Source organism: Brachybacterium aquaticum (assembly GCF_014204755.1).
GTDB classification, from domain to species: Bacteria; Actinomycetota; Actinomycetes; order Actinomycetales; family Dermabacteraceae; genus Brachybacterium; species Brachybacterium aquaticum.
Genome location: NZ_JACHLZ010000001.1, coordinates 1,415,597 through 1,437,216 on the forward strand (window position 1 = coordinate 1,415,597; position 21,620 = coordinate 1,437,216).

The 21,620-nt window shown below is 73.7% G+C and carries 20 protein-coding genes; 9 read left to right on the plus strand and 11 right to left on the minus strand.

Annotation, left to right across the window (positions count from 1 at the left end; translation table 11 throughout):
• The first annotated feature begins 19 nt into the window (after positions 1 to 19).
• Complete coding sequence (locus tag HNR70_RS06365) at positions 20 to 583, plus strand: FxsA family protein (RefSeq protein ID WP_184324909.1); 564 nt, start codon at positions 20 to 22, stop codon at positions 581 to 583.
• Between the two features lie 100 nt (positions 584 to 683).
• On the opposite strand, the gene HNR70_RS06370 is transcribed toward HNR70_RS06365, so the two are convergent.
• The 5 genes from HNR70_RS06370 to HNR70_RS06390 form a co-directional block, all read right to left on the minus strand.
• A complete protein-coding gene (locus HNR70_RS06370) occupies positions 684 to 1,034 on the minus strand; it encodes an RNA polymerase-binding protein RbpA (RefSeq protein WP_184324910.1) in 351 nt (116 codons plus the stop codon).
• 141 nt (positions 1,035 to 1,175) lie between these two features.
• Positions 1,176 to 1,994, minus strand: coding sequence for a glycerophosphodiester phosphodiesterase family protein (locus HNR70_RS06375; protein WP_184324911.1), 819 nt, complete (start codon positions 1,992 to 1,994; stop codon positions 1,176 to 1,178).
• Positions 1,966 to 2,934: an SURF1 family cytochrome oxidase biogenesis protein gene (locus HNR70_RS06380; protein ID WP_184324912.1), complete on the minus strand. Its 969-nt coding sequence runs from the start codon at positions 2,932 to 2,934 to the stop codon at positions 1,966 to 1,968. Before HNR70_RS06380 ends, HNR70_RS06375 begins: the two co-directional genes overlap by 29 nt.
• Positions 2,931 to 3,500 (minus strand): hypothetical protein, encoded by a 570-nt coding sequence (locus HNR70_RS06385; RefSeq protein ID WP_246375165.1) that lies wholly within the window; start codon positions 3,498 to 3,500, stop codon positions 2,931 to 2,933. The genes HNR70_RS06380 and HNR70_RS06385 overlap by 4 nt, the downstream gene beginning before the upstream one ends.
• Complete coding sequence (locus tag HNR70_RS06390) at positions 3,497 to 5,737, minus strand: hypothetical protein (RefSeq protein ID WP_184324913.1); 2,241 nt, start codon at positions 5,735 to 5,737, stop codon at positions 3,497 to 3,499. Before HNR70_RS06390 ends, HNR70_RS06385 begins: the two co-directional genes overlap by 4 nt.
• 158 nt (positions 5,738 to 5,895) lie before the next feature.
• Here HNR70_RS06390 and HNR70_RS06395 point away from each other — a divergent pair, with 158 nt between their 5' ends.
• Both HNR70_RS06395 and HNR70_RS06400 read left to right on the plus strand, forming a co-directional pair.
• Positions 5,896 to 6,621, plus strand: coding sequence for a beta-ketoacyl-ACP reductase (locus HNR70_RS06395; RefSeq protein WP_184324914.1), 726 nt, complete (start codon positions 5,896 to 5,898; stop codon positions 6,619 to 6,621).
• Positions 6,622 to 6,666: 45 nt separating this feature from the next.
• Positions 6,667 to 7,194, plus strand: coding sequence for a SixA phosphatase family protein (locus tag HNR70_RS06400; protein WP_184324915.1), 528 nt, complete (start codon positions 6,667 to 6,669; stop codon positions 7,192 to 7,194).
• 124 nt (positions 7,195 to 7,318) lie between these two features.
• Here the strand turns inward: HNR70_RS06400 and serB are convergent, their stop codons facing one another.
• On the minus strand, positions 7,319 to 7,996 hold the full coding sequence (serB, locus tag HNR70_RS06405) for a phosphoserine phosphatase SerB (protein WP_184326575.1): 678 nt from the start codon (positions 7,994 to 7,996) through the stop codon (positions 7,319 to 7,321).
• A gap of 68 nt (positions 7,997 to 8,064) precedes the next feature.
• Complete coding sequence (glgC, locus tag HNR70_RS06410; protein WP_184324916.1) at positions 8,065 to 9,306, minus strand: glucose-1-phosphate adenylyltransferase; 1,242 nt, start codon at positions 9,304 to 9,306, stop codon at positions 8,065 to 8,067.
• A gap of 134 nt (positions 9,307 to 9,440) precedes the next feature.
• Between glgC and glgA the strand changes: the two genes are divergently transcribed.
• Positions 9,441 to 10,634 (plus strand): glycogen synthase, encoded by a 1,194-nt coding sequence (glgA, locus tag HNR70_RS06415; RefSeq protein WP_184324917.1) that lies wholly within the window; start codon positions 9,441 to 9,443, stop codon positions 10,632 to 10,634.
• A 218-nt stretch (positions 10,635 to 10,852) separates the two neighbouring features.
• Here the strand turns inward: glgA and HNR70_RS06420 are convergent, their stop codons facing one another.
• Positions 10,853 to 11,638, minus strand: a complete 786-nt coding sequence (locus HNR70_RS06420; RefSeq protein ID WP_184324918.1) for an Rv1486c family protein — start codon at positions 11,636 to 11,638, stop codon at positions 10,853 to 10,855.
• Entirely contained in the window at positions 11,635 to 13,215 is a 1,581-nt protein-coding gene (locus HNR70_RS06425) for an RNB domain-containing ribonuclease (protein WP_184324919.1), read from the minus strand. The genes HNR70_RS06420 and HNR70_RS06425 overlap by 4 nt, the downstream gene beginning before the upstream one ends.
• Positions 13,216 to 13,407: 192 nt before the next feature.
• Here HNR70_RS06425 and HNR70_RS06430 point away from each other — a divergent pair, with 192 nt between their 5' ends.
• Both HNR70_RS06430 and HNR70_RS06435 read left to right on the plus strand, forming a co-directional pair.
• Complete coding sequence (locus tag HNR70_RS06430; protein WP_184324920.1) at positions 13,408 to 14,202, plus strand: ABC transporter ATP-binding protein; 795 nt, start codon at positions 13,408 to 13,410, stop codon at positions 14,200 to 14,202.
• Positions 14,203 to 14,329: 127 nt separating this feature from the next.
• A complete protein-coding gene (locus tag HNR70_RS06435; RefSeq protein WP_184326576.1) occupies positions 14,330 to 15,091 on the plus strand; it encodes a TrmH family RNA methyltransferase in 762 nt (253 codons plus the stop codon).
• A 31-nt stretch (positions 15,092 to 15,122) separates the two neighbouring features.
• Here HNR70_RS06435 and HNR70_RS06440 read toward each other — a convergent pair whose 3' ends face one another.
• Together HNR70_RS06440 and HNR70_RS06445 are read right to left on the minus strand one after the other, a co-directional pair.
• Entirely contained in the window at positions 15,123 to 15,854 is a 732-nt protein-coding gene (locus tag HNR70_RS06440) for an HAD family hydrolase (RefSeq protein ID WP_184324921.1), read from the minus strand.
• Positions 15,851 to 16,882 (minus strand): NAD(P)-dependent alcohol dehydrogenase, encoded by a 1,032-nt coding sequence (locus HNR70_RS06445; RefSeq protein WP_184324922.1) that lies wholly within the window; start codon positions 16,880 to 16,882, stop codon positions 15,851 to 15,853. The genes HNR70_RS06440 and HNR70_RS06445 overlap by 4 nt, the downstream gene beginning before the upstream one ends.
• A 311-nt stretch (positions 16,883 to 17,193) precedes the next feature.
• On the opposite strand from HNR70_RS06445, the gene HNR70_RS06450 reads away from it, so the two are divergent.
• From HNR70_RS06450 to HNR70_RS06460, 3 genes are all read left to right on the plus strand, one after another.
• Entirely contained in the window at positions 17,194 to 18,639 is a 1,446-nt protein-coding gene (locus HNR70_RS06450) for an HNH endonuclease signature motif containing protein (RefSeq protein WP_184324923.1), read from the plus strand.
• Positions 18,640 to 18,896: 257 nt separating this feature from the next.
• The gene (gene imuA', locus HNR70_RS06455; protein ID WP_184324924.1) at positions 18,897 to 19,766 is read left to right on the plus strand and encodes a DnaE2-dependent mutagenesis accessory factor ImuA'; all 870 of its coding nucleotides are present in this window, start codon (positions 18,897 to 18,899) and stop codon (positions 19,764 to 19,766) included.
• The gene (locus HNR70_RS06460) at positions 19,766 to 21,613 is read left to right on the plus strand and encodes a DNA polymerase Y family protein (RefSeq protein WP_312857586.1); all 1,848 of its coding nucleotides are present in this window, start codon (positions 19,766 to 19,768) and stop codon (positions 21,611 to 21,613) included. Before imuA' ends, HNR70_RS06460 begins: the two co-directional genes overlap by 1 nt.
• Positions 21,614 to 21,620: the final 7 nt, after the last annotated feature.

A 21,620-nucleotide genomic window follows, 5' to 3' on the forward strand; every position in this document is an offset into this window, starting at 1 on the left:
AGACCGGGAAGGACCCGCCATGACGTCCTCGTCGACCTCTTCGTCGCAGCACGGCCCCCACGCCTCCACGCCCCACGACCCCGCCCCCCGCGCCTCCCGCTGGGGACGCTTCGTGCCCCTGGCCGTCGTGCTCGTGGGCCTGCTGGAGCTCGCGATCCTCATCGTCATCGGCGTGAACACGAGCCTGTGGTGGGCGGTGCTGGTGGTGGTGATCGGCTGGATCATCGGCCTCGCACTCCTGGTCGCCGCCGGGCAGCAGTCCTTCACCCGGCTGCGCTCGCTCTTCCGCGCCCTAGGCGGCCGCGGAGACGTGCAGGACCACCTCTCCCGTCCCGCGTTCACCCTGCTGTCCGCCCTGCTGTTCTTCTTCCCGGGCGTGCTCACCGACCTCGCCGGGCTCGTCCTGCTGCTCACCCCAGTCCAGCGCCGCACCGTGAAGGCGATGGGGCTCAGCAGCGGCTCCGAGGGGGCGCGCAAGGTGCTCTACCACCGCTCCGGCAGCGGCATCATCGACGGGGAGATCGTGCTGGAGAACCGCCGCACGGACCGCGAGGACCCGCCGCCCACGATCATCCAGGGCTGATCCCACCCTCCTGCACAGCACAGCGCCCCCGCTCCGCCTTCTCGGCGGGACGGGGGCGCTGTCGCGTGGTGGTGAGGCGGTGCCTCAGGAGCCAGGGACCTCAGAGGTTCCGGCGCTGGTGAAGCTTGCCGGCGCGCAGCAGCTCGAGGCGCTGGTCGAGGAGCACCTGGAGGTCCTCCTCGCTGCGGCGCTCCAGGAGCATGTCCCAGTGGGTGCGCACGGGCTTGCCGGGCTTCTCCTCGGGCTTCTCGTGGTCGCGCAGCACGGCGGTCGCGCCGCAGCGGCACTCCCACACGGCCGGGACGTCGGCCTCGACGGAGAAGGGGAGGACGATGGCGTGGCCGTTGGGGCAGTCGTAGACGGCCTCCTGGCGCGGTGCGGCGAGGACGCCGTCGTCGGTCTCCATGGAGAGGGAGCCCAGACGGGTGCCTCGCAGGCTGCGGCTGTTCATGCGGTTCTCGCTTCCTGCCGGTGATGCGGTGCCCGGACGGGATGCCGTCCGGTGAGTTCAGTGGGTGGGTGGACCTGCGCGTGTCAACGCGCGGACGAGGGGATCTGTTCCCGAGGGGCTCGGATCCTCACTCCGCGGCACTCACTCCGTCGTCGCGCCGTCGAGCAGACGGGACAGCAGGTCGACGCGATTGGTGATGATACCATCCGCGCCCGTGACCAGCAGGTCCTGCATGCGGGCGGGGGAGTCCACGGTCCACACGTGCACCTCGCAGCCGGCCCTGTGAGCGGCGGCGACGGTCGCCGGGGTGACGACCGGCACACCCCGGTAGCTCTCGGGCACCTGCAGCGCGCCGTAGGGGGCGAGGATCCGGTTCGTCACCGCCGTGGGCAGCTCGAGCGCCCGCACGGCGAGGAACGCGGCGATGGTGCGGCGGGCGGGGCTGCGCACGGGACGGGTCCCGGTGGCCGCCTCGATCGTCGCCACGGCCTTGCGCACCACGGACCCGTCGAACCCGGCGATGCACACCCGGTCCGCGCTGCGGGTGCGGGCGATCGCCGCGACCGCGGGCCCGATCGCGGAGGGCGCCTTGATGTCGATGTTGATCGGCACGTCGCGGAAGGTGCCCAGCACGTCCTCGAGCATCGCCAGCGGCTCGTCGCCGGCCAGGCGCACGGCGCCCGCCTCCTGGGCGCTCAGGGCATCGATGCGGCGGGAGTCGCCGGCGACGCGCGCCAGGTCCTCGTCATGGAACGCGAGTGCGAGCCCGTCGCGGGTGGCGCGGGTGTCGGTCTCGAGCATGTCGGCGCCGGCCGCGACGGCGTCCTCGAAGGCGCGCAGCGTGTTCTCCGCGCCGTCCAGCGCCAGCCCCCGATGCGCGATGCGGCGCGGCCGCGGGCCGGGCAGGAACCGTGAGCGGGGGGCGGGACGGTCACTGCCGCCGCTGATCGATGAGTGCATCCTCTTCCTCCTCGTCCTGGCCCCGCTTGCGGGTGCGGACCGCGCGTCGGGGGCGATGGTCTGGGGTGCGGCTGACGGGCGCGTCGGCCCCGGGCTGCGTCGTGTCGGCGCCGTCGGCCGTCTCGTGCGGCACCGCCGCCGTCCCGGATGTCTCGGTGTCCTCCGGCTCCTCGGCGTCGAGGTCCTGGAACTGCTTGCGCACGCGGAAGACCTGTGCCGCCGGGAAGAACGCGGCGAAGACCCACCACTGGAAGGCATAGGACAGGTGCGGGCCGAGGCCCGTGTCCGGTGCCTCGAGGGCGGTGGGTCGGGGACCGGCAGGGTCCTCCGCGACCAGGTCGCCGTAGGCCTGGGTCACCAGCGCGGTGTACTCGAGACTGAGCAGGGAGGCGATCTGGGGCGGGTTCACGGAGTGCGCCTGTCCGGGCGGCGGGACGCGGTCCAGGACGGGCTCGGCGGGGCGGAGGCGGGCGGTGACGGTCACCTCGCCGCTCGGGATCGCAGGCGGGTCCGCAGGGATGGAGCCGCTGCTGGCCGTGGAGTCCTCCGGGACCCAGCCGCGCACGATCAGCAGCGTCGTGCCGTCCTCGGCGGTGAAGGGGACGAGCTGCCAGAAGCCGATCTGCCCGCCGATCTGGCGGTTGCGGACGTAGAGCACGCAGTCTGGGTCCTGGCAGTAGCTGCCGCGCATCTGCACCGGGGTCCAGGTCTCGGAGGTGGGCAGCGGCGCCTGCGGATCGGGCATCGCCTCGTCAAGCGGGATCGGGGCGGCCTCGTAGTTGGCCTCGACGACCGCGGCCTGGTCGCGACGGTCCTCGAAGCGGCCCCACTGCCAGAAGCCCAGTCCCACGCAGACGGCGGTGAGGACCAGCACGGCCACGAGTCCGAGGAGGTTGTCGCGGCTGAGCAGGAGTCGTCGGCGGGCGGAGCGGTCGCTCATCCGCGGGCCGGTGCCGCGGCACCCACCTCAGGCAGTGCGGTGACGGTGGTGCTGATACCGGTTGTGCTGATTCCGGCGGAGCCGATGTGGGCGGAGCTGAGGCTCCCGGCCGTCCCCTCGAGCATACCGGCGAGGTCCTCGATCGCGAAGTCGACGAGGAGCACGAACATCACCACCGTCGCCGCGGTGAGCAGCAGACCGAGGGCCGTCGCGGTGATGGTGAGGCCCAGGCGGAGGCGGGGCCGGTGACGGCGGGGCTTCGCGGGCGGGAAGCCGTAGTCCTCGTCCTGCAGATGGTTCTGGGACCACATGCCCGGGTTCAGGACGGAGACGGGGTACTGCTCGACCCGGGAGCGCGGGCGGGCACCGCTGGCAGGGACGTCCTCGGAGTCCTGCAGCGGCGCCGCGCCCGTGGTACCGGGCCGGTCCGACCGCCAGAGCCTCCACCCCGCCGGCACCGGCCCCCAGGCGGGGGAGGGCCGGAAGTCCGCCGGCGGGACCCACCCGTCATGCGGGGGCTCCGGCCAGTTCGGCGGCGGGTTGAAGCTCGGGCGCTGGGAGGTCACGCAGGGACGTCCCAGGTGTAGTCGTCGGAGTAGGTGGTGAACTGCAGGACGTTGCCGCCCGCACGCTGCACGTCGAACAGGACCACCATGGTGTACTCGTCGCCCGCCTGGAAGCCGTTGTCCGGCGAGAAGCTGACGCCGGAGCCCTTCAGCCCGAACGACTCGGTGGCCGGATCGACGACGCCGCCGTAGGGGGTCTTCACGCCGAACTGGTACGGATTCAGACCGTCGAAGGTGCCCTCGGTGACGGTGAGCTTCGCCGTCACCTTGAGGTACTCGCCGAACTCGGGCTCCTCGACCGCGCCGCCGTACTCGGACTCGAGGTCCGCGGCCTTCACGTACTCCATGTGCACAGCGATGGTGCCGGTCCCGTCGGTGCCGACGATGTTGACCGGCTCGGCCGACGGGTCGATGGTCGCCAGGTCGGTCGGGGTCGGGTTGTCGACCGCCTCCTCGGTGGCCGTCTCCGTGGGCTCGTCGGTCGGCCCGTCCGTCGCCTCGTCCGTGGTCGCCTCGTCGGTGGGCACCACCTGGGTGGTGGTGGTGCCGCCGCCGGTGGGCTCACCGCCGCGGGGACCCAGCAGCACCACGCCGCCGACGATGATCAGCGCGAGCACGAGCAGCACGGCGATGATGCATCCGATCCACCAGAAGCGCTGGATGAAGCCCTTCTTCGGCGGCTCGCCACCGGTGGAGGCGGTCCAGCCGGAGCCGGTGCCGTCCGCCGGGGAGCCCTGGCCGTACGCGCCCGCGGGGTAGTCGGAGGCGGAGCCCTGCCCCGGGTAGTCCGAGGCCGAGCCCTGGCCGTAGCCGGCCGGCGACGCCTGACCGTAGCCCTGCGCGGGCGACGCCTGGCCGTAGCCCTGCGTCGGCGAGGCCTGGCCGTAGCCCTGGGCGGGCGAGGCCTGGCCGTAGCCCTGCTGCTGATCGCCGTACCCCTGAGCAGGGGACGCCTGGCCCTGGCCGTACTCGGCGGGGGACGCCTGGCCGTAGCCCTGCGTGGGGGAGGCCTGGCCGTAGCCCTGCTGCTGGTCGCCGTAGCCCGGCTGCTGGCCATAGCCCTGCTGACCCGGAGCGGCGGCCGACGGCGCCTGGCCGTCCCCGCTCTGCCCGGAGCCCTGCGCGGCGTACGCACCGGCGGCAGCGCCGCCCGCGACGGCCGCGCCCGCAGCGGCCGCGCCCCAGCCGGTGCCCTGGCCCTGCTGATCCTGCCCCTGCTGATCCTGACCCTGCCCGTACTGCCCCTGCTGCGAGGAGTACTGGTACTGGCCGTACTGACCGCTGCCGTACTGACCGCTGCCGAACTGACCCTGGTCGCCCTGGCCGGCGTCGGTCGTCGGCTGCGCCGACTCGTACGGTGCCTGCTGGGCGAGATCCGCCTGGAGGTCCGGACCGGCGTACTCCGCCGTCTCGGGAGCCTGCGAGTCGGTCACCTGGGACTCGGTCGACTCGGCCTCGGTCGGCTCCGAGGCGGCGGCCTGGACGTCGGGCGACTGCCCGTCGACGGCAGCGGCGTGCTGGCCGGAGTCCGCGACGTGGGTCGCGTCGTCGGCGTCGTCCGCCGCGCCCGCGCCGGAGGACGTGCCGTAGGAGTTCTGTGCGCTGGAGGAGTCCTGAGCCCCGTAGGGGTTCTGGGCTCCGTGGGCGCCGTCGACGGCCTCGGCGGATCCCGACGAGGACTCGGCGACGGACGCGCCGTTGTCGCCCGCACTCCCGCCCTGCTCCTGACCGGCGGAAGCATGCTGGCCGTAGGGGTCGATCGAGCCGTACGCCCCCGCAGAGCCGGCGCCCGCGGCACCCGCACCGGCAGCAGCGCCGGCATCGTCGCCCGTGCGCTGGTCGGTGGAGGCAACGCGCGACGCGTCGTCGTCGGAGGCGGCGTAGCCCTGCTCGGAGGACTGATGCGCGACCGGAGCCTGCTCGGCCTGCACCGGCTCCGCAGCTGCGGGCTCGGAGGAGACGGGCTCAGTAGAGACGGGCTCAGAAGAGACCCGCTCAGAAGAGACCGGCTCAGAAGAGACCGGCTCGGCCGACGCCTGCTCACCGGCGCCCTGCTCAGCGGCTCCCTGCTCGGCAGGAGCCTGCGCCGGTGCGGCGGGAGCCTCGTCGGCCGCGACCCAGAAGTTCCACCCCTCCGGTGCGGGGCCCCACGACGGATCCGGCTGCCAGCCGGGCGGCGGGCTCCACTGCGGATCGTCGATGGGCCAGTTCGGCGGAGGATTGAAGCGATAGGCCATCAGATGGCACCTTCCAAGGCTGTGGGCGTAGTCGGGCTCCCCCCATGGGTCCCGACCGTGTCTCGCCCCGTATCGTAGAACACACACGCACGCCCGGGCGGCGCGCCCCACCGCCCGGAAGGGCCGGATCGCGCACGCCCCGACACCGAGGAGTCCGCATGTCCGAGAGCACCACCGAGCCCCGCAGCGTCCTGATCACCGGAGGCAACCGCGGCATCGGCCGCGCCATCGCCGAGGAGTTCGTGCGCCGCGGCGACAAGGTGGCGGTCACCAGCCGCTCCGGCGAGGGCGGCCCCGAGGGCGCACTGACCGTCGTCGCGGACGTCACCGACGGGGACAGCCTCGACGCCGCGATCAAGGCCGCCGAGGAGGCGAACGGCCCCATCGAGGTGCTCGTCGCGAACGCCGGCATCACCGACGACCAGCTGCTGCTGCGCATGAGCGACGAGTCCTTCGAGACCGTGCTGGACACGAACCTCACCGGCTCCTTCCGCACCGTCAAGCGGGTCATCAAGTCGATGATGCGCAAGAAGAAGGGCCGCATCGTGCTGATCTCCTCGGTGGTGGGCCTGTACGGCTCGCCCGGTCAGGTGAACTACGCCGCCTCCAAGTCGGGCCTGATCGGCATCGCCCGCGCCCTGACCCGTGAGCTCGGCTCCCGCGGCATCACCGCGAACGTCGTCGCTCCCGGCTACATCGACACCGAGATGACCCAGGCGCTGTCCGAGGAGCTGCAGGACTCCTACCGCAAGGCCATTCCCGCCGGGCGCTTCGCGGACCCGACGGAGGTCGCGCGCGTGGTCTCCTTCCTCGCGAGCGACGATGCGGCGTACATCTCGGGCGCCGTCATCCCCGTCGACGGCGGCCTTGGCATGGGACACTGAGTCCCGACCCCTCCACTGCGATCCCTAAGGCGTGAACCCACCCCGATGTCCTCTTCCGACCCCGCCAGTCGCCTGCTGCTCCTGATGCGCCACGGAAAGGCGGAGAACAGCTCCGGCCAGCCCGACCACGACCGCGCGCTGGCCGAGCGCGGAGAGTCCCAGGCACGTCTGGTGGGGGAGTACCTCGCCTCGCAGAACGTGCAGGTCTCCCGTGTGCTGCTCTCTGACTCCGCCCGCACCGTCCAGACCTGGGAGGCCGTGGTCTCCCAGATGCCCGGCTTCGACGGGAAGGTCACCCGCCACGAGGAGATCTACACCGGCGGCCCGGCAGAGCTGCTCTCGCTGCTCGGCGGCGTGAAGGACAAGCACACGGTGGTGATGGTGGTGGGCCATGAGCCCACCATCTCCTCGCTCACCACGCTGCTGGCCGACGAGCACTCGGACGCCGGCTCCCTCGCCCAGGCCCGCATCGGCATGCCGACCGGCGGCATGGCCGTGCTCTCCGGCGCGCTGGAGGACTGGGGCTCCCTCGGGGAGGAGTCGCTGACGCTGCACACCATCGTGCGCCCCTGACGCAGCACCGACAGCACGACGCCCGTCCTTCCCGGGTGGGGGAGGGCGGGCGTCGTCGTGTCGGCCGGAAGTCCGTCTGCCGGGAGAGTCCGTCTGCAGGGAGAGTCCGTCGGCCGACGGGCGCTCAGCGCGCGGCCGCCGCCTCGAAGTGCGGCCACGCCTGAAGCAGCGAGTCCCCGTCGAGCTCGACGTCGGCCACAGCCCGCAGCGCGGGCTTGGCGTGCCAGGCGATGCCGGTCCCGGCGGCGACGAGCATCTCGCGGTCGTTCGCACCGTCGCCCATCGCGATGATCCGCCCGGCCGGCACCCCGTACCGCGCGGCGAGCTCCTCCAGGGTGCGGCGCTTGACCGACCCGTCCACGATCTCGCCGGTCACCTGCCCGGTGAAGCGGCCGCCCGTGATCTCGAAGCGGTTGGCGAGGACATGATCGATGCCGACCTCTGCGGCGAGCTCGTCGATCACCTCGTGGAAGCCGCCGGAGACGAGCGCCGTCACCCAGCCCGCCTCGCGGGCGCGGCGCATCAGCTCGAGCGCACCGGGGGTGGGCACCAGCGACGCCCGCACGGTGGCGAGCACGCCCTCGTCCAGTCCCTCCAGCAGCGCCACCCGGGCGCGCAGCGACTGGGAGAAGTCCAGCTCGCCGCGCATGGCGGCGGTGGTGATCGCCTCGACCTCATCGCGCACACCGGCGTGCTCGGCCACCAGCTCGATGACCTCCTGGGTGAGGAAGGTCGAGTCGACGTCGGAGACCAGCAGGCCGGTCACGGCGGGGCGGGCGGTGCCTCCGGCGGTGTCGGACAGGGCGTCCTCACGCGGGGGCGCCGCGGCCCCGGGGGCTCCGGGGGCCGCGGCGCCTGGTACTTCGTCCCTCACGGCTCGATGACCGTGCCCTTGCCGATCACGGTGATGCCGGACTCGGTGACGACCCAGCCGCGGGCGAGGTCCTTCTCCTTGTCCAGACCGATCTGGGTGCGCGGCGGGATGACCACGTCCTTGTCGATGATCGCGCGGTGGATCTGGCAGTGGCGGCCGACGGTCACGTCGTCCATCAGCACCGAGTCCGACACGGTCGACCAGGAGTTGATGCGCACCCCGGGGGAGAGCACCGAGCTGGAGACCGAGGCGCCGGAGACGACCACGCCGGGGGAGATCACCGAGTCCACGGCGGAGCCGACGCGGCCGGGGCCGGCATGGACGAACTTCGCCGGCGGCGCGTTGCGGTGACCGGTGAAGGTGGGCCACTTGTCGTTGTAGAGGTTGAACACGGGATGGATCGAGATGAGATCCATGTGCGCCTCGTAGAACGCGTCCAGGGTGCCGACGTCGCGCCAGTAGTCGCGGTCGCGGTCGGTGGAGCCGGGCACGTCATTGCGGATGAAGTCGTACACCGCGGCGTCGTTCTTCGCGACGAAGCTCGGGACGATGTCCCCGCCCATGTCGTGCTTGGAGTCGTCGTCCTCGGCGTCGCGGGTGACCGCCTCGACGAGGGCGTCGGCGGTGAAGATGTAGTTGCCCATCGAGGCGAGGATCGAGCTGGGATCGTCGGCGAGCCCCTCGGTCTGCTTCGGCTTCTCGACGAAGGCCTTGATGGTGGTGGGGTCGGCCGGGTCGGTCTCGATGACGCCGAACTGGTCGGACAGCTCGATCGGCTGACGGATCGCGGCGACGGTGCACGACTTCCCGGACTCGATGTGGGCGTCCATCATCTGCGAGAAGTCCATGCGGTAGATGTTGTCCGCACCGACCACGACGACGTAGTCGGGCTTCTCGTCATGGATGAGGTTCAGCGACTGGGCGATCGCGTCGGCGCTGCCGCGGAACCAGTGCTTGCCCATGCGCTGCTGCGCGGGGACGGGGGCGACGTAGTTGCCCAGCAGCGAGCTCATCCGCCAGGTCTGGGCGATGTGCTTGTCCAGCGAGTGGGACTTGTACTGGGTGAGCACCACCACGCGGAGGTACCCGGAGTTGACGATGTTCGACAGGGCGAAGTCGATCAGGCGGTAGATGCCGCCGAACGGCACGGCGGGTTTTGCGCGATCGAGGGTGAGGGGCATCAGCCGCTTCCCCTCGCCGCCGGCGAGGACGATTGCGAGGACCTTTTTGGACGACATGGTGCGAGGATAGACCAAACGTGGCGCCCGTCACGGGGAGAACGACCGGTTCGGTCACCCCCGCCCTGACGACCCTTCGGGGACCGTGCGGGAGCCCGCATTTCTTGTCGATAGAAGGAGAACAGGAGCTCGTCATGCGCGTCGATCTGCTCACGAAGGAATATCCCCCGGAGGTCTACGGCGGCGCCGGGGTGCACGTCGCCGAGCTCACCAAGGTCCTGCGACCGCACATCGACGTGCGCGTGCGCGCCTTCGGTGCCGAGCGCGAGGAGGAGGGGACCTTCTCGTACACCATCCCCGCCGAGCTGGAGGGCGCCAACGCCGCCTTGTCCACCCTCGGCACCGACCTGCTGATCGCCGCGGACTGCGCCGGCGCCGACCTCATCCACTCCCACACCTGGTACGTGAACTTCGCCGGACACATCGCCTCGCTGCTGCACGGCGCCCCGCACGTCCTCTCCGCCCACTCGCTGGAGCCGCTGCGGCCGTGGAAGGCCGAGCAGCTCGGCGGCGGCTACAAGGTCTCCTCCTTCGCCGAGCGCACCGCCTACGAGGGCGCGGCCGGGGTCATCGCCGTCTCGGGCGGCATGCGCGAGGACATCCTGCGCGCCTACCCGAGCGTCGACCCGGCGAAGGTGCACGTGGTCCACAACGGCATCGACATCGACTCCTGGTCCCCGAACCCTGAGACCTCCGCCCTGACCTCGCGCGGCATCGATCCCGAGGCGCCGACGATCGTGTTCGTCGGCCGCATCACCCGCCAGAAGGGCCTGCCCTACTTCCTGCGCGCCGTGCGCGAGCTGCCCGACGGCATCCAGGTGGTGCTGTGCGCGGGCGCGCCGGACACCCCGGAGATCGCCAAGGAGGTCGACGACCTCGTCGCCGAGCTGCAGCAGACCCGCACCGGGGTGCACCTGATCACTGAGATGCTGCCGCGCGACCAGCTCACCCAGATCCTCACCCACGCCACCACCTTCGTGTGCCCGAGCGTGTACGAGCCGCTGGGGATCGTGAACCTCGAGGCGATGGCCTGCGGCATCCCCGTGGTCGCCTCCGCCACCGGCGGCATCCCCGAGGTCGTCGACGACGGCGTGACCGGCTACCTGGTCCCGATCGAGCAGGTCACCGACGGCACCGGCACCCCTGTCGACCCCGAGAAGTTCGTCGGTGACCTGCGCGACACCCTCGTGAAGATGGTCTCCGACCCGGCACGCGCCAAGGAGATGGGCGAGGCCTCGCGCCGCCGCGCCGCCGAACACTTCTCCTGGACCTCGATCGCGGAGCGCACCCTGGAGGTCTACCGCACGGTCATCGAGCAGGCCGGCTGATCCTCAGCCGGTCGCCTCGGCGCCGGGGGTGCCGGCGACGGGGCGGCCGGTGGCGGGGTGATGCGTTCACTGGCGCTCTGTCGTTCACTGGCGCTATGCGGTGATGGTCGCCGTATCCGGGGCTGGTTCCCCGTATGGCGCCAGTGAACGCAGCGGCCGGAGCCGTGCCGACCGTGGGAGCAGGAGCAAGGCCGTTCGACAGGCCTCGGCCGGTCGCCTCAGCCGGTCGCCTCGGCCACGATCCGCTCCACCGTCTCCACGAGCGCAGAGCGGGCCGCGTCGTGCAGCTCGTCCAGCAAGCCGCGCCGGGTGAGCGCCTCGGCGAGGTGGACGGTGTGGCCGTGGCCCTCGTCGATCTCGGCGCGGGTGAGCAGCAGGGTGCGGGCAGCGAGCACCAGCAGGTGCGCGGCGGAGGGGTCCACGTGCCGCGGCAGGGCCGTGGAGATCCAGGTGGCCGGGATGCGCGCCGGCTCCACCGGCTCGTCGGGCACGAGATCGAGGTCGACACTGCCCTGGGCGGTGCGCTGCAGGGCCTGCAGAAGCTCCTGGCGGGCGCTGCCGGAGGTCGCCGCGGGCGGGACCTGGGCGCCGACCGGTGCGGCGATGCGGTGCCAGGTCACCGCGTTCACCTGACGGTCCTCGACCTCCACTGCGGTGAGCTGCGGGATCAGGGTGTGGTCGGCGATCCCGGCGGCGGTCACCACGATCGCCTGCCCCGCCTCGAGGGCGGCGGGGATCGCGGCGGGCGGGCCGACGAGCCCTGCGAGCCGCCCGGGCACCGGCAGCACGAGGCGCAGCTGCGCGAGCGGCAGGCGCTTCAGCGAGGTCATCCAGTCGAACAAGTCGGCGCCCTGGCCGCTGGGGCCGGAGCGGCCGAGGCCGAAGCTCATCCGCGCCGCGTCATCCGGACCGAGGTCCCCGCGCAGGTAGGCGGAGGTCCACAGCATCAGCACGGCAGCCCGGGGGAGGGCGACCAGGTCCCTCCCGGCGGCGGCCTCGCTCATGCGCTCTCCTGAGTGGCAGTGCCCTGCTGATCCGTGGCGGCAGCGCCCTGCTGATCGGTGGCGGCAGCGCCGTCGGCCGCGACGAAGACCGCGCGCCGGCCCCCGGTGTCCACGGACTCGAGGCGCACGCGGACCACCTGCCCCACCTCGGCGTCCATCGGCACCCAGGCGGTGACCGGCGGATCGGTCAGCTGCACCTCGACGCGCAGGGGCGCACCGGAGCCGTTGCCGGAGCCGTTCCCCCCGCCCTCGCCGCCGTCGCTCGCCTCGCGGCGCTCGATGACGGTCGCCTCGAAGGTCTCGCCTTCCCAGGCGGCGAGCGCCGCGGTCTCCACCAGCTCCCGGGCGGCGCGCTCGAGGTTCCCGGCCTGCGCGCCGGTCTGCCGCATCGCCTCGGGGATCTCGGTGAGCGCCGCGAGCAGCTCGGGGGACGGGGTGCGGCCCTGCGCATGGTCCAGGCACACCAGCAGCACGAAATGGTCCACGAGCCGGCGCAACGGCGCGGTGGTGTGGGAGTAGGGGGCGGCGATCGCGGCCTGCACCGGATCTTCCGGCACCTCCTCGGGCGTGGTGAACGCGGCATAGGAGGCGCCGCGGAACAGGGAGGTGGCGAGGTTCAGCAGCGCCAGGTGCACGGGCTCGCGCCAGTCCAGGGAGCGCAGGAACTCGCCGTAGGCGACGTCCTTGCGCCACGGCACCCCGAGCACCTCGCTCTGGCGGCGGAACCGGTCCACGGCCCGCGGCTCCGCGGGCGGCATGGTGCGCAGGATCCCCGCGCCGTGCTCGAGCATGAGGGTCGCCGCGGCCATGCCGGTCATGAGGGACAGCTGGGCGTTGGCGTCCTCGATCGGGTTCAGGCTGCGCCAGGTCAGGCGCACGTGATCGTTCTCGACCACCACCTCCTGCTCGGGCACGTTCAGGCTCGCCCCGCCCCGCTCCGCCTCGAGCTGCGTGCGCAGCTCGCCGATCTCCTGGAGCAGCAGCATCATCGGGTGGCCTGCTCCGGCGTCGAGCTCCTCCTGCACCTGGTCGTAGGCGAGCTTCGCCACCGAGCGGACCAGCGCCCGCTCGAGCCCGATCGCAGTGACCTCGCCGCGCGCGTCCAGAGTCAGCTCCCACACGAAGGCCGGCGTGGTCTGGTCCGGCAGCAGGGACGCGGCCGCCTCCGAGAGCACCTCGGGGTGCAGGGGGATGCGACGGTCGGGCAGGTAGAGGGTCTCGCCGCGGCGGCGGGCCTCCTGGTCGATCGCGTCGCCGAGGTCCACGAAGAAGGGTACGTCCGCGATCGCGTACAGCACCCGGTAGCCGCCGTCCGTGCGCTCGAGGTGCATGGCCTGGTCGAGGTCCGTGGAGCTCGCGGGGTCCAGGGTCACGAAGGGGATGTCGGTGCGGTCGGCGCGCCCGTCGGCCGCGGCGTCGCGGGCGGCGGCCTCCTCGGCGGCGGCGAGCACCTCGGCCGGGAACTCGAGCGGGACCTCGCCGTCCTGCGCGGCGAGCAGCGCGTCGATGCCCTCGCGCAGGTCGTCGGCCGCGACCGAGCCGCGGGGGGCGTGCAGGGAGACGGGACGGTGCGGCACATGGACCTCCAGCAGGTCGGAAACGGTCCGGGCCAGTCTAGGCAGGTGTCCGGGACGTGGGCGGGAGCGAGGGCGACGCGCCCGTCGGCCGTGAGACGCGCCTGCCGGCAGGGGCGACGCGCCCGTCGGCAGGGGCGACGCGCCTGCGGGCATGGCGCGGTGCGCGGCCCTGCGGGCGATAGGCTCGGGCGCATGTCCGTCGCAGCAGCTTCTCTGAACGATGTCACCGTCACGCGCAGCGGGAAGGAGATCCTCTCCGGGGTCTCCCTCGAGATCGGCGAGGGGGAGCGCTGGGCGGTGCTCGGCCCCAACGGCGCCGGCAAGTCCACGCTCATGCGCCTGCTCTCCACGCGCCTGCACCCCACCCGCGGCACCGTCGGCATCCTCGGCGAGCGCCTGGGCCGGGTCGACATCTTCGAGCTGCGCCCCCTGATCGGCCTGGCCAGCCAGGAGCTCGCCGACACGATCCCGCCGGAGGAGCTGGTGGAGAACGTGGTCGTCACCGCCGGATACTCGGTGGTGGGCCGCTGGCGCGAGGAGTACGACGACGTCGACCTCGAGCGCGCCCGCACGCTGCTGGCCGCCTTCGGCGTCGGCGAGCTCGGTCAGCGCCACTTCGGCACCCTGTCCACCGGTGAGCGCAAGCGCGTGCTCGCCGCCCGCGCCCTCATGACCGACCCCGAGCTGCTGCTGCTCGACGAGCCCGCCGCGGGCCTGGACCTGGGCGGCCGCGAGTCGCTCGTGCGCACCCTCGGCCGCCTCGCGAAGGACCCCGCCACCCCCGTGACCGTGCTGGTCACCCACCACGTCGAGGAGATCCCGCCGGGCTACACCCACGTCGCCCTGGTGCGGAAGGGGAAGCTCGTCGCCGCCGGACCCATCGCCGAGACCCTCACCTCGCAGAACCTCACCGCCACCTTCGGGCTGCCGCTCATCGCGGAGCAGCGCGGCGAGCGCTTCACCGCCCGCTCGCTGGCGCTGAACTGACAACGCGGTGACGGAGGAGACCGGGGCGGGCGTTTCCGGGGCGGAGGAGACGACCCCGCAGGGCACGACCCCGCAGCTGCGCCCGCTGACCGACCTGTCGGACCCGGCGCTGGACGACTACCTGCGCATGACCGACGTGAAGCTCCGCTCCCGCGTCGAGGTGGAGCGGGGCCTGTTCATGGCCGAGAGCTACGAGGTCATCTCCCGCGCCATGGACGCCGGGATGCAGCCGCGCAGCTTCCTCATGAGCGAGAAGTGGCTGGAGAGGTTCGCGCCGCTCTACTCCCGCTTCCCGGACGTGCCCGTGTACGTGGGCGAGGAGGCGCTGCTGGAGACCCTCACCGGCTTCCACCTCCACCGCGGCGCGCTCGCGGCGATGCAGCGGCCCGAGCTGCCCGCCGTCGACGACCTGCTGGCGGGGGCGCGCACGGTCGCGGTCCTCGAGGACATCGTCGACCACACCAACGTCGGCGCGATGTTCCGCTCCGCCGCCGCGCTCGGCGTGGACGCGGTGCTGGTGACCCCGCGCTGCGCCGACCCGCTCTACCGCCGCTCCATCCGCGTCTCCATGGGCACCGTCTTCCAGGTCCCGTGGACCCGGCTCGAGGCCTGGCCGGAAGCCGGCGTCGACCTCCTGCACGAGGCCGGCTTCGACGTGCTCGCCCTCGCCCTCACCGACGGGGCGGTGGCGCTGGACGCCGTGGACCTCGGCCCGGCGCGGAAGGTCGCCCTCGTGCTGGGTGCGGAGGGGCACGGGCTGAAGCCGGCGACGCTGTGCGCGGCCGACGAGCACGTGGTCATCCCGATGGCCGGGGGAGTGGACTCCCTGAACGTCGCCGCGGCCAGCGCCGTCGTGTTCTGGCAGCGCCGCGCGATGCTCGGCGCCTGACCCCCAACGCCCGACTGTCAGCCCCAGATACTCAGCGCCCGCCGGCGATCCGCTCCAGCAGCTCCGCCGCGGTCGGTGCGGTGAGCGTCGGCGACCACTCCTCGGTCCACTCGCGGTCGTGGGAGACCCACGCGGTGGACAGGCCCACCCCGCGGGCGCCGCCGATGTCGTTCACGGCATGGTCGCCTACCATCCAGGTCTCCTCCCCGCAGGCCAGACCGTTCACGGCGATCGCGAAGATCCGCGGATCGGGCTTGGCGACCCCGGCCTCCTCGGAGATCACCACGCGGTCCAGGTACGGGCGCAGCCCCGCCCGCTCGACCTTCGCCCGCTGCATGGCGGTGGGGCCGTTGGTGACCACGACCAGCTCCGCCCCCGCCCCGCGCAGGGCGCCCAGCGCCGGCAGCACGCCGGGGTAGCACTCGATGCCGACGAGGGACTCCTCGAGCAGGCGGCGCTCGATCGCGTCGGCCCCACCGGGCCCGTCGGCCGCGCCGGTTCCGTCGGCCGACGCCTCCCCGCCCGCCGACGCGAGCCCGAAGCGCTCGGCGATCATCGCCGCGAGCTCCCGGCGGGGGCGATAGCCCTCGGCGTCGGCCGCGAGCAGCCACTCGAGATCCTCCCGGCCGCCGCAAAGCTCGCCGACGAACCCCTCCGCCCAGCGGGCGAAGGCGCCGTCGCGGTCCACGAGCGTGCCGTCCAGGTCCAGCAGCACCCGCGGCGGCACCGCGCGGGCAGCACTCGTGGAGTCGGCGGGGATCACAGCGTGATCTGCAGCTTCACGTCGGTCGGCCGACCCTCGAGGAAGCGCTCGAAGGCCTTCGGCGCGTCGTCGAAGGCGAAGGTCTCGCTGACGAAGCGGGAGAGGTCCACCTGCTCGCTCGCGGCGAGGTCGATCGCGGTGCGGTGCACGTTCGCGTAGCGGAAGACGGTCTCCAGCGACAGGCCGCGGCTCTGGGCGGTGGCGATGTCGAAGGGCACGGGATCCACCGGCATGCCGACCAGCACGATGGTCCCGCCCGGGGCGGGCAGCTCCCACAGCGAGCGATAGGCGGGCTTCGCGCCGGTGGCCTCGAAGACCACGCGCGGGCCCCAGCCGTCGGTCTCCTCGCGCACGCGGGCGCCGAGGTCCTCGCTGGTGGCGTCGACCGTGACGATGCCGTCGAGCCCGTCGAGCAGGGCGAGCTTCTCGGGCAGGACGTCGGAGATGACCACGCGGCTCGCGCCGCCGGCCCGTGCGGCCAGCGCCGTCATGATCCCGATGGTGCCGGCGCCCACCACGGCGGCGACGTCGCCGGGGCGGATCTTCGCCTTGGTCGCGGCGAAGACGCCGACGGCGAAGGGCTCGATGAGGGCGCCCTCGGCGAAGCTCAGCGAGTCGGGCAGGCGGTAGGTGTACTCGGCGGGGTGGAGCACCTCGTCGACCAGGCAGCCGTCGAACGGCGGGGTCGCCCAGAACTCGACGGCCGGGTCGACGTTGTAGTTGCCCTCGCGGGAGGCGCGGGAGGTGGGGTCGGGGATCCCGGGCTCCATCGCGACGCGGTCGCCGACGGCCAGGTGGGTGACGCCCTCGCCGACCTCGACCACGGTTCCGGTGCCCTCGTGGCCGAGGATCATCGGCGCCTCGAGCACGAACGGGCCGATCTTCCCGTCGGTCCAGTAGTGCACGTCCGAGGCGCAGATCCCGACGGTGTGCATCTGGATGCGCACCTGCCCGGGACCGGGGGAGCCGATCGGCTCGACCTCCTCGATCGACATGCGTCCCTTCTCGTGCAGCACCAGCGCTCGCATCCTCGTCCTCCCTGTCGGTGTGGGGTGGGCCTCATGATCGCAGAGGCGGCGAGTGCGGTGCGGGGACGGCCAGCGGGGGAGCGGGCGGGCGGGGATCGGGGCGGCCGACGGGGCGCGCCCGGTGGGGTGCGATCATCGGCCGACGGGGCGCGCCTGACGAGCGCGGCGCTCGCTCCGGCGCGGCCGACGGTTCCTCCACACACCCCGGTCATCCACCATGGCGGGCTCGGACTGTTCCTCGACCCCCGTGCTCCGTAGGGTCGAAGGACGAGATCTCTCCAGGTCACAGCGTCCTCGAGGAGGTGGGAGGAATGGGCGGGTTCGACGAGCGTGGGAAGGGTGCGGGCGGCGACGAGGAGTCGGCGTCGGCCGACGATGCTGCACCCACCCCCGACCACCCCGCCCTGCCCGCGCACCTCGAGCAGGTGCGGGAGGCCGCCGTCGAGGACGGCATCCGCCTCGCCGCCCGGTACCGCGCGCTCGCCCCGTCCTACCGTGACCTCGAGGACGAGGAGACCGACGAGGACGAGGCGGAGGCGGAGCTGATCGCCGTGGCCCTCGCCGTGCGGCGCACCCGCACCGTCGCCCTGACCCTGGTCCATGACGCGCACCGCGCGGTCACCCAGCTCCCCGCCACTCTCGCGCGCCTCGAGCGCGGCGAGTTCCCCTCGGCATGGTTCGAGCGGATCCTGCGCCGCACCGTCGACCTCACCCGCGCCCAGCTCGCCTGGGTGGACCAGGCCGTCTCCCGCTGGTCCACCGACGTCACCACCGAGCAGTTCCACACCCGCCTCTCGACGCTCCTGACCCGCCTGCTCTCCCGCAAGGACCTGCCCCCGCACCTCACCCCGGAGGGCAGGCGCCGGGTGGAGATGCTCCCCACCGGGGACGACGGTGTGGGGTGCCTGCGGGTCATCGGCCCCGTGCCGGAGATCCTCGCTCTCGCCCGGCGCCTCGACGAGGCGGCGCGCGCCGTGCAGGCCGCCCAGCGCCACGCCCTCGCCGCCGGGGAGGAGCCGCCGCTGGACCCCCGCGGCACCGTCGCCGAGACCGCGATGCAGGCCCCGCTGGCCCTGATCCAGTACGACCTGCTGATGGCGGCGGCGCTGGACACCGACGGGGTCGCCGTGCCCGCGCCGCGCTTCCGGATCAACGCCACCATCCCCGTGCTCACCCTGCTCGGCGCCTCGGACGAGCCGGGCATGCTCGAGGGCATGATCCCGCTGCCTGCGAGCATGGCGCGCGAGCTCGCCGGCGGCAGCGACGTCTGGTACCGGGTCCTCACCGATCCCTGCTCCGGCGCGTACCTGCCGCTGCCGGCCGAGCGCTACACCCCCAGCCGCGGCATGCTCGAGCACCTCCGCCTGCGCAACGCCACCTGCGCCGTGCCCGGCTGCACCCGCCCCATCTCCTGGGCCTCCGAGGCCGACCACATCGAGGAGTACGACCACGGCCACCCCGAGCGCGGCGGGCTCACCGAGATCGAGAACCTCCACCTGCTGTGCTGGCAGCACCACCGCGCGAAGACCGCCGGGCACCTGGACCCCGTCCGCCTGCCCCGCACCGCGCACCTGCCGGGGCGGACCGCCTGGTCGGCAGGGGACATGGTCGATGTGGTCGTCGCCGACGACACCGACCTGGCCACTCCCGTCATGGTCGAGGTGCTCCAGGAGTCCTGGCAGCGCTGGCTCGCCGACCGCGAGGCCCGGCGCCGCGCCCGCGAGGAGCACCGCCACCCACCCGAACCGCCGTTCTGAGCCACCCCTCCTCGCGAGGGAGCCGGCTACGACACCCTGACCTGCGCCGATGCATGAGCTCGCGGTGCGCACCAGGCCGTCCTCGCAGTGCCGGGCATCTCCGCGGCTCCGTCTGTCACACCCCTCCACCAGGCTTCGTATGCACGTTCGAAGTCATGACCTGGACACCTTGAGCGTCTCGATCGGGAAGCGTATGGTTCGAACAGATATTCGAACACGAGTTCGAGGCATGAGAGGTCCGGGAGGAGAAGCAGTCGATGAGCAGCGCAGCCGTGGAGACCCGGTCCGAGGACCTCGCCCAGCGCCTGTCCCGGGCCCGGGCGGCGCTCGGCGCCGCCGAGCGCTCGGCGGCGCGCTGGGGCGGGCGGATCGACCGCACCGCTCTGCGCGGCCCCTCCCTCCAGCCGTCGCCGGGGGAGGGCGCGGCGGAGGAGGCCGACGACGGGCTCGGCGCGCGCCTGCCGCTGCCGGGCCCGCTCGCGCCCCTGGTCCCGCGCGGGACCCTGCGCGCGGGCAGCTCGGTCGCCGTCGAGGGCGCCGCGACCACCTCGCTGCTGCTCTCCCTCGCCGTCGCCGCGGCCGGGGACGACGCCTGGTGCGCGGTCGCCGGCATGCCGGACCTCGGCCTGCGCGCCGCACTGGACGCGGGTCTGGACCCCACCCGGCTCGCCCTCGCCCCGGCCGACGGGGACCAGACCCCGCAGGTGCTCTCCGCCCTCGCCGACGGGGTGGGGGTGCTCGTGCTCGGCCCCGACCTGGCGCTCGCCCCCGCGCTCTGGCGCAGCCTGCTGGGCCGTGCCCGCACCGCCGACACCCTCGTCCTCGCCGCGACCCCGCCCGGCCGGGCGGACCTCACCCTGCGCGCGAGCGGCCGCGGCTGGACCGGGCTCTCCACCGGCTCGGGACGGCTGCGCCGACGCCGCCTGGCGGTGACCTCGCAGGGACGGGGCATCGCCGGGCACCGCGAGGTCGAGGTGCTGCTGCCCGAGGTGCGCGGCCTGCTCGCCGCGGTACCGCAGGGCGGGGCGGCGGTGCAGGACATTCCCCGGCAGGGCGCGGACCGTCCCGCCGACCTGCCCGCGCAGCGCCCGATGCGGCTGGTGCCCACGGCGCGGAGGGCCGGATAGTGACGACGACGAGAGAGAGGACCGACCGGGCCGAGCTCGCCGCGTCGGCCGACGCGACCCGCACGGCCGACGCGACCCGCACCGTCGCCGTCACCGTCCCGGACTGGCCGCTGCTGGCGGCGCTGGACCGCCACCAGCGCCGGACCGAGGCCGAGGGCGCCGCGAGCACTGCCCCTGCGAGCGCTGCCCCCGCGAGCGCTGCCCCCGCCGGCTCCGCGCCCGCCCCCGTCGACAGTGCCTCTGCTCCTTCCCCCGCGCCCGTCGACCCCGCCCGCACGCCCGTGCTCCTCATCGACCAGCACCGCGTCACCCATGCCGGTCCCGCCGCCCGTGCGGCCGGGGCGATGCCGGGGATGACCCGTCGGGCGGCCCGCGCCGCCTGTCCCGAGGCGCTCGTGCTCGAGGCCGACCGGGAGCAGGAGAGCGCCCTGTTCGAGCTGGTCGCCGCCGCGGTGGACACCATCGCCGCCGGGGTGGACGTGCTGCGCCCCGGGGTGCTGCTGATGGCCGCTCGCGGGCCGGCCCGCCACCACGGCGGGGAGGCGGCCCTGGCCGAGCACCTCCTGGACGCGGTCGCGGAGCTCACCGGCTGGGACTGCACGGTCGGGATCGCCGACGGCCCCTTCGCCGCGCTGCTGGCCGCCGGGCCCGGTCGGATCGTGCGCCCCGGCCGCAGCGCCGACTACCTCGCCCCGCACCCGATCGCCGCGCTGCGTCGCGCCCCCGTCGGCCCCGGCTGGGGCCATCGCGGCCAGCCCTCCGCGACCCGGCCCGAGCGCCGCCTGGACCTCGACGAGACCGTCGACCTGCTCCAGCGCCTCGGGATCACGACGCTCGGTGACCTGGCCGCTCTGCCGTCGGCCGCCGTCGCCGACCGCTTCGGACCCGACGTCGCCACCCTCCACCTGCTCGCCCGCGGGCTCGAGCCCGCCCCGCCCGCCGCGCACCACCCCACCCAGCCGCTGCTGGCCGAGACCACGCTCGAGACGCCGCTGGTGCGCACCGACCAGGCGGCCTTCATCGCCCGGCCCCTCGCCGAGAAGCTCCACGCCCAGCTGGTCGAGCGGGGGCTGGTGTGCACGCGGCTGCGGATCGTGGCCCGCACCGAGAGCGGGGAGGAGATGGAGCGCACCTGGCGGCACGACGGGGCGCTCGGCGTCGGCGACGTCGTGGATCGCATCCGCTGGCAGTGCGACGGCTGGATCACCCGCGCGCGGCTCGGCGGGCCGGCGACCGGGGCGATCGTCCGCCTCGGGCTGCACCCCCTGCAGCTGGCCCCGGCGGGGGAGAGCGCCCCGGCGCTCTGGGGCGGGGCGGGGGAGTCCGCCCAGCGCGCCGGTCGCGCCTTCGCCCGCGCCCAGGGCCTGGCGGGGGAGGAGGCCGTGCAGGTGCCGGTCGCCGTCGGCGGGAGGCTGCTGGCCGCGCAGACCGCGACGATCCCCTGGCGCAGCGAGCGGCCCGAGCGTCGCGAGGGCCCCTGGCCCGGCTCCCTGCCCCGCCCCGTCCCCGCGACCGTGTTCCGCACCCCGCCGCCGGTGGCGCTCGAGGACGCCGACGGGCGCCCCGTGGTCGTCACCGCCCGCGGGCTGCTCAGCACCGCCCCGGCGCGGATGCTGGTCACCGCCCCCGGCCTGCCCGCCCTGCAGCGCGCCGGCCTGCGTGCGGGCTCGGGCTTCCCCGTGCTCGCCCACGGCGCGCCGACCGTGCTGGACGAGCGCTGGTGGACGCCCGACGGCACCCGTGCCGCCCGCCTCCAGCTCGTGCTGCGCGGCGCCGACGCCGAGGAGACCGCCGTCCTCGCCCTGTCGCGGGCGGGGGAATGGACGCTGGAGGGGCTCTATGACTGAGACTGCA

Excerpts from the sequence above, each read along its gene's own strand:
- HNR70_RS06365 (WP_184324909.1), top strand. The coding sequence starts at position 20 with ATGACGTCCTCGTCGACCTCTTCGTCGCAGCACGGCCCCCACGCCTCC.
- HNR70_RS06400 (WP_184324915.1), top strand. The coding sequence starts at position 6,667 with ATGTCCTCTTCCGACCCCGCCAGTCGCCTGCTGCTCCTGATGCGCCAC.
- HNR70_RS06375 (WP_184324911.1), bottom strand. The coding sequence starts at position 1,994 with ATGCACTCATCGATCAGCGGCGGCAGTGACCGTCCCGCCCCCCGCTCA.
- HNR70_RS06435 (WP_184326576.1), top strand. The coding sequence starts at position 14,330 with ATGACCGACGTGAAGCTCCGCTCCCGCGTCGAGGTGGAGCGGGGCCTG.
- HNR70_RS06450 (WP_184324923.1), top strand. The coding sequence starts at position 17,194 with ATGGGCGGGTTCGACGAGCGTGGGAAGGGTGCGGGCGGCGACGAGGAG.
- HNR70_RS06445 (WP_184324922.1), bottom strand. The coding sequence starts at position 16,882 with ATGCGAGCGCTGGTGCTGCACGAGAAGGGACGCATGTCGATCGAGGAG.
- HNR70_RS06390 (WP_184324913.1), bottom strand. The coding sequence starts at position 5,737 with ATGGCCTATCGCTTCAATCCTCCGCCGAACTGGCCCATCGACGATCCG.
- HNR70_RS06370 (WP_184324910.1), bottom strand. The coding sequence starts at position 1,034 with ATGAACAGCCGCAGCCTGCGAGGCACCCGTCTGGGCTCCCTCTCCATG.
- HNR70_RS06420 (WP_184324918.1), bottom strand. The coding sequence starts at position 11,638 with ATGAGCGAGGCCGCCGCCGGGAGGGACCTGGTCGCCCTCCCCCGGGCT.
- glgA (WP_184324917.1), top strand. The coding sequence starts at position 9,441 with ATGCGCGTCGATCTGCTCACGAAGGAATATCCCCCGGAGGTCTACGGC.
- HNR70_RS06430 (WP_184324920.1), top strand. The coding sequence starts at position 13,408 with ATGTCCGTCGCAGCAGCTTCTCTGAACGATGTCACCGTCACGCGCAGC.
- imuA' (WP_184324924.1), top strand. The coding sequence starts at position 18,897 with ATGAGCAGCGCAGCCGTGGAGACCCGGTCCGAGGACCTCGCCCAGCGC.
- HNR70_RS06395 (WP_184324914.1), top strand. The coding sequence starts at position 5,896 with ATGTCCGAGAGCACCACCGAGCCCCGCAGCGTCCTGATCACCGGAGGC.
- glgC (WP_184324916.1), bottom strand. The coding sequence starts at position 9,306 with ATGTCGTCCAAAAAGGTCCTCGCAATCGTCCTCGCCGGCGGCGAGGGG.
- HNR70_RS06380 (WP_184324912.1), bottom strand. The coding sequence starts at position 2,934 with ATGAGCGACCGCTCCGCCCGCCGACGACTCCTGCTCAGCCGCGACAAC.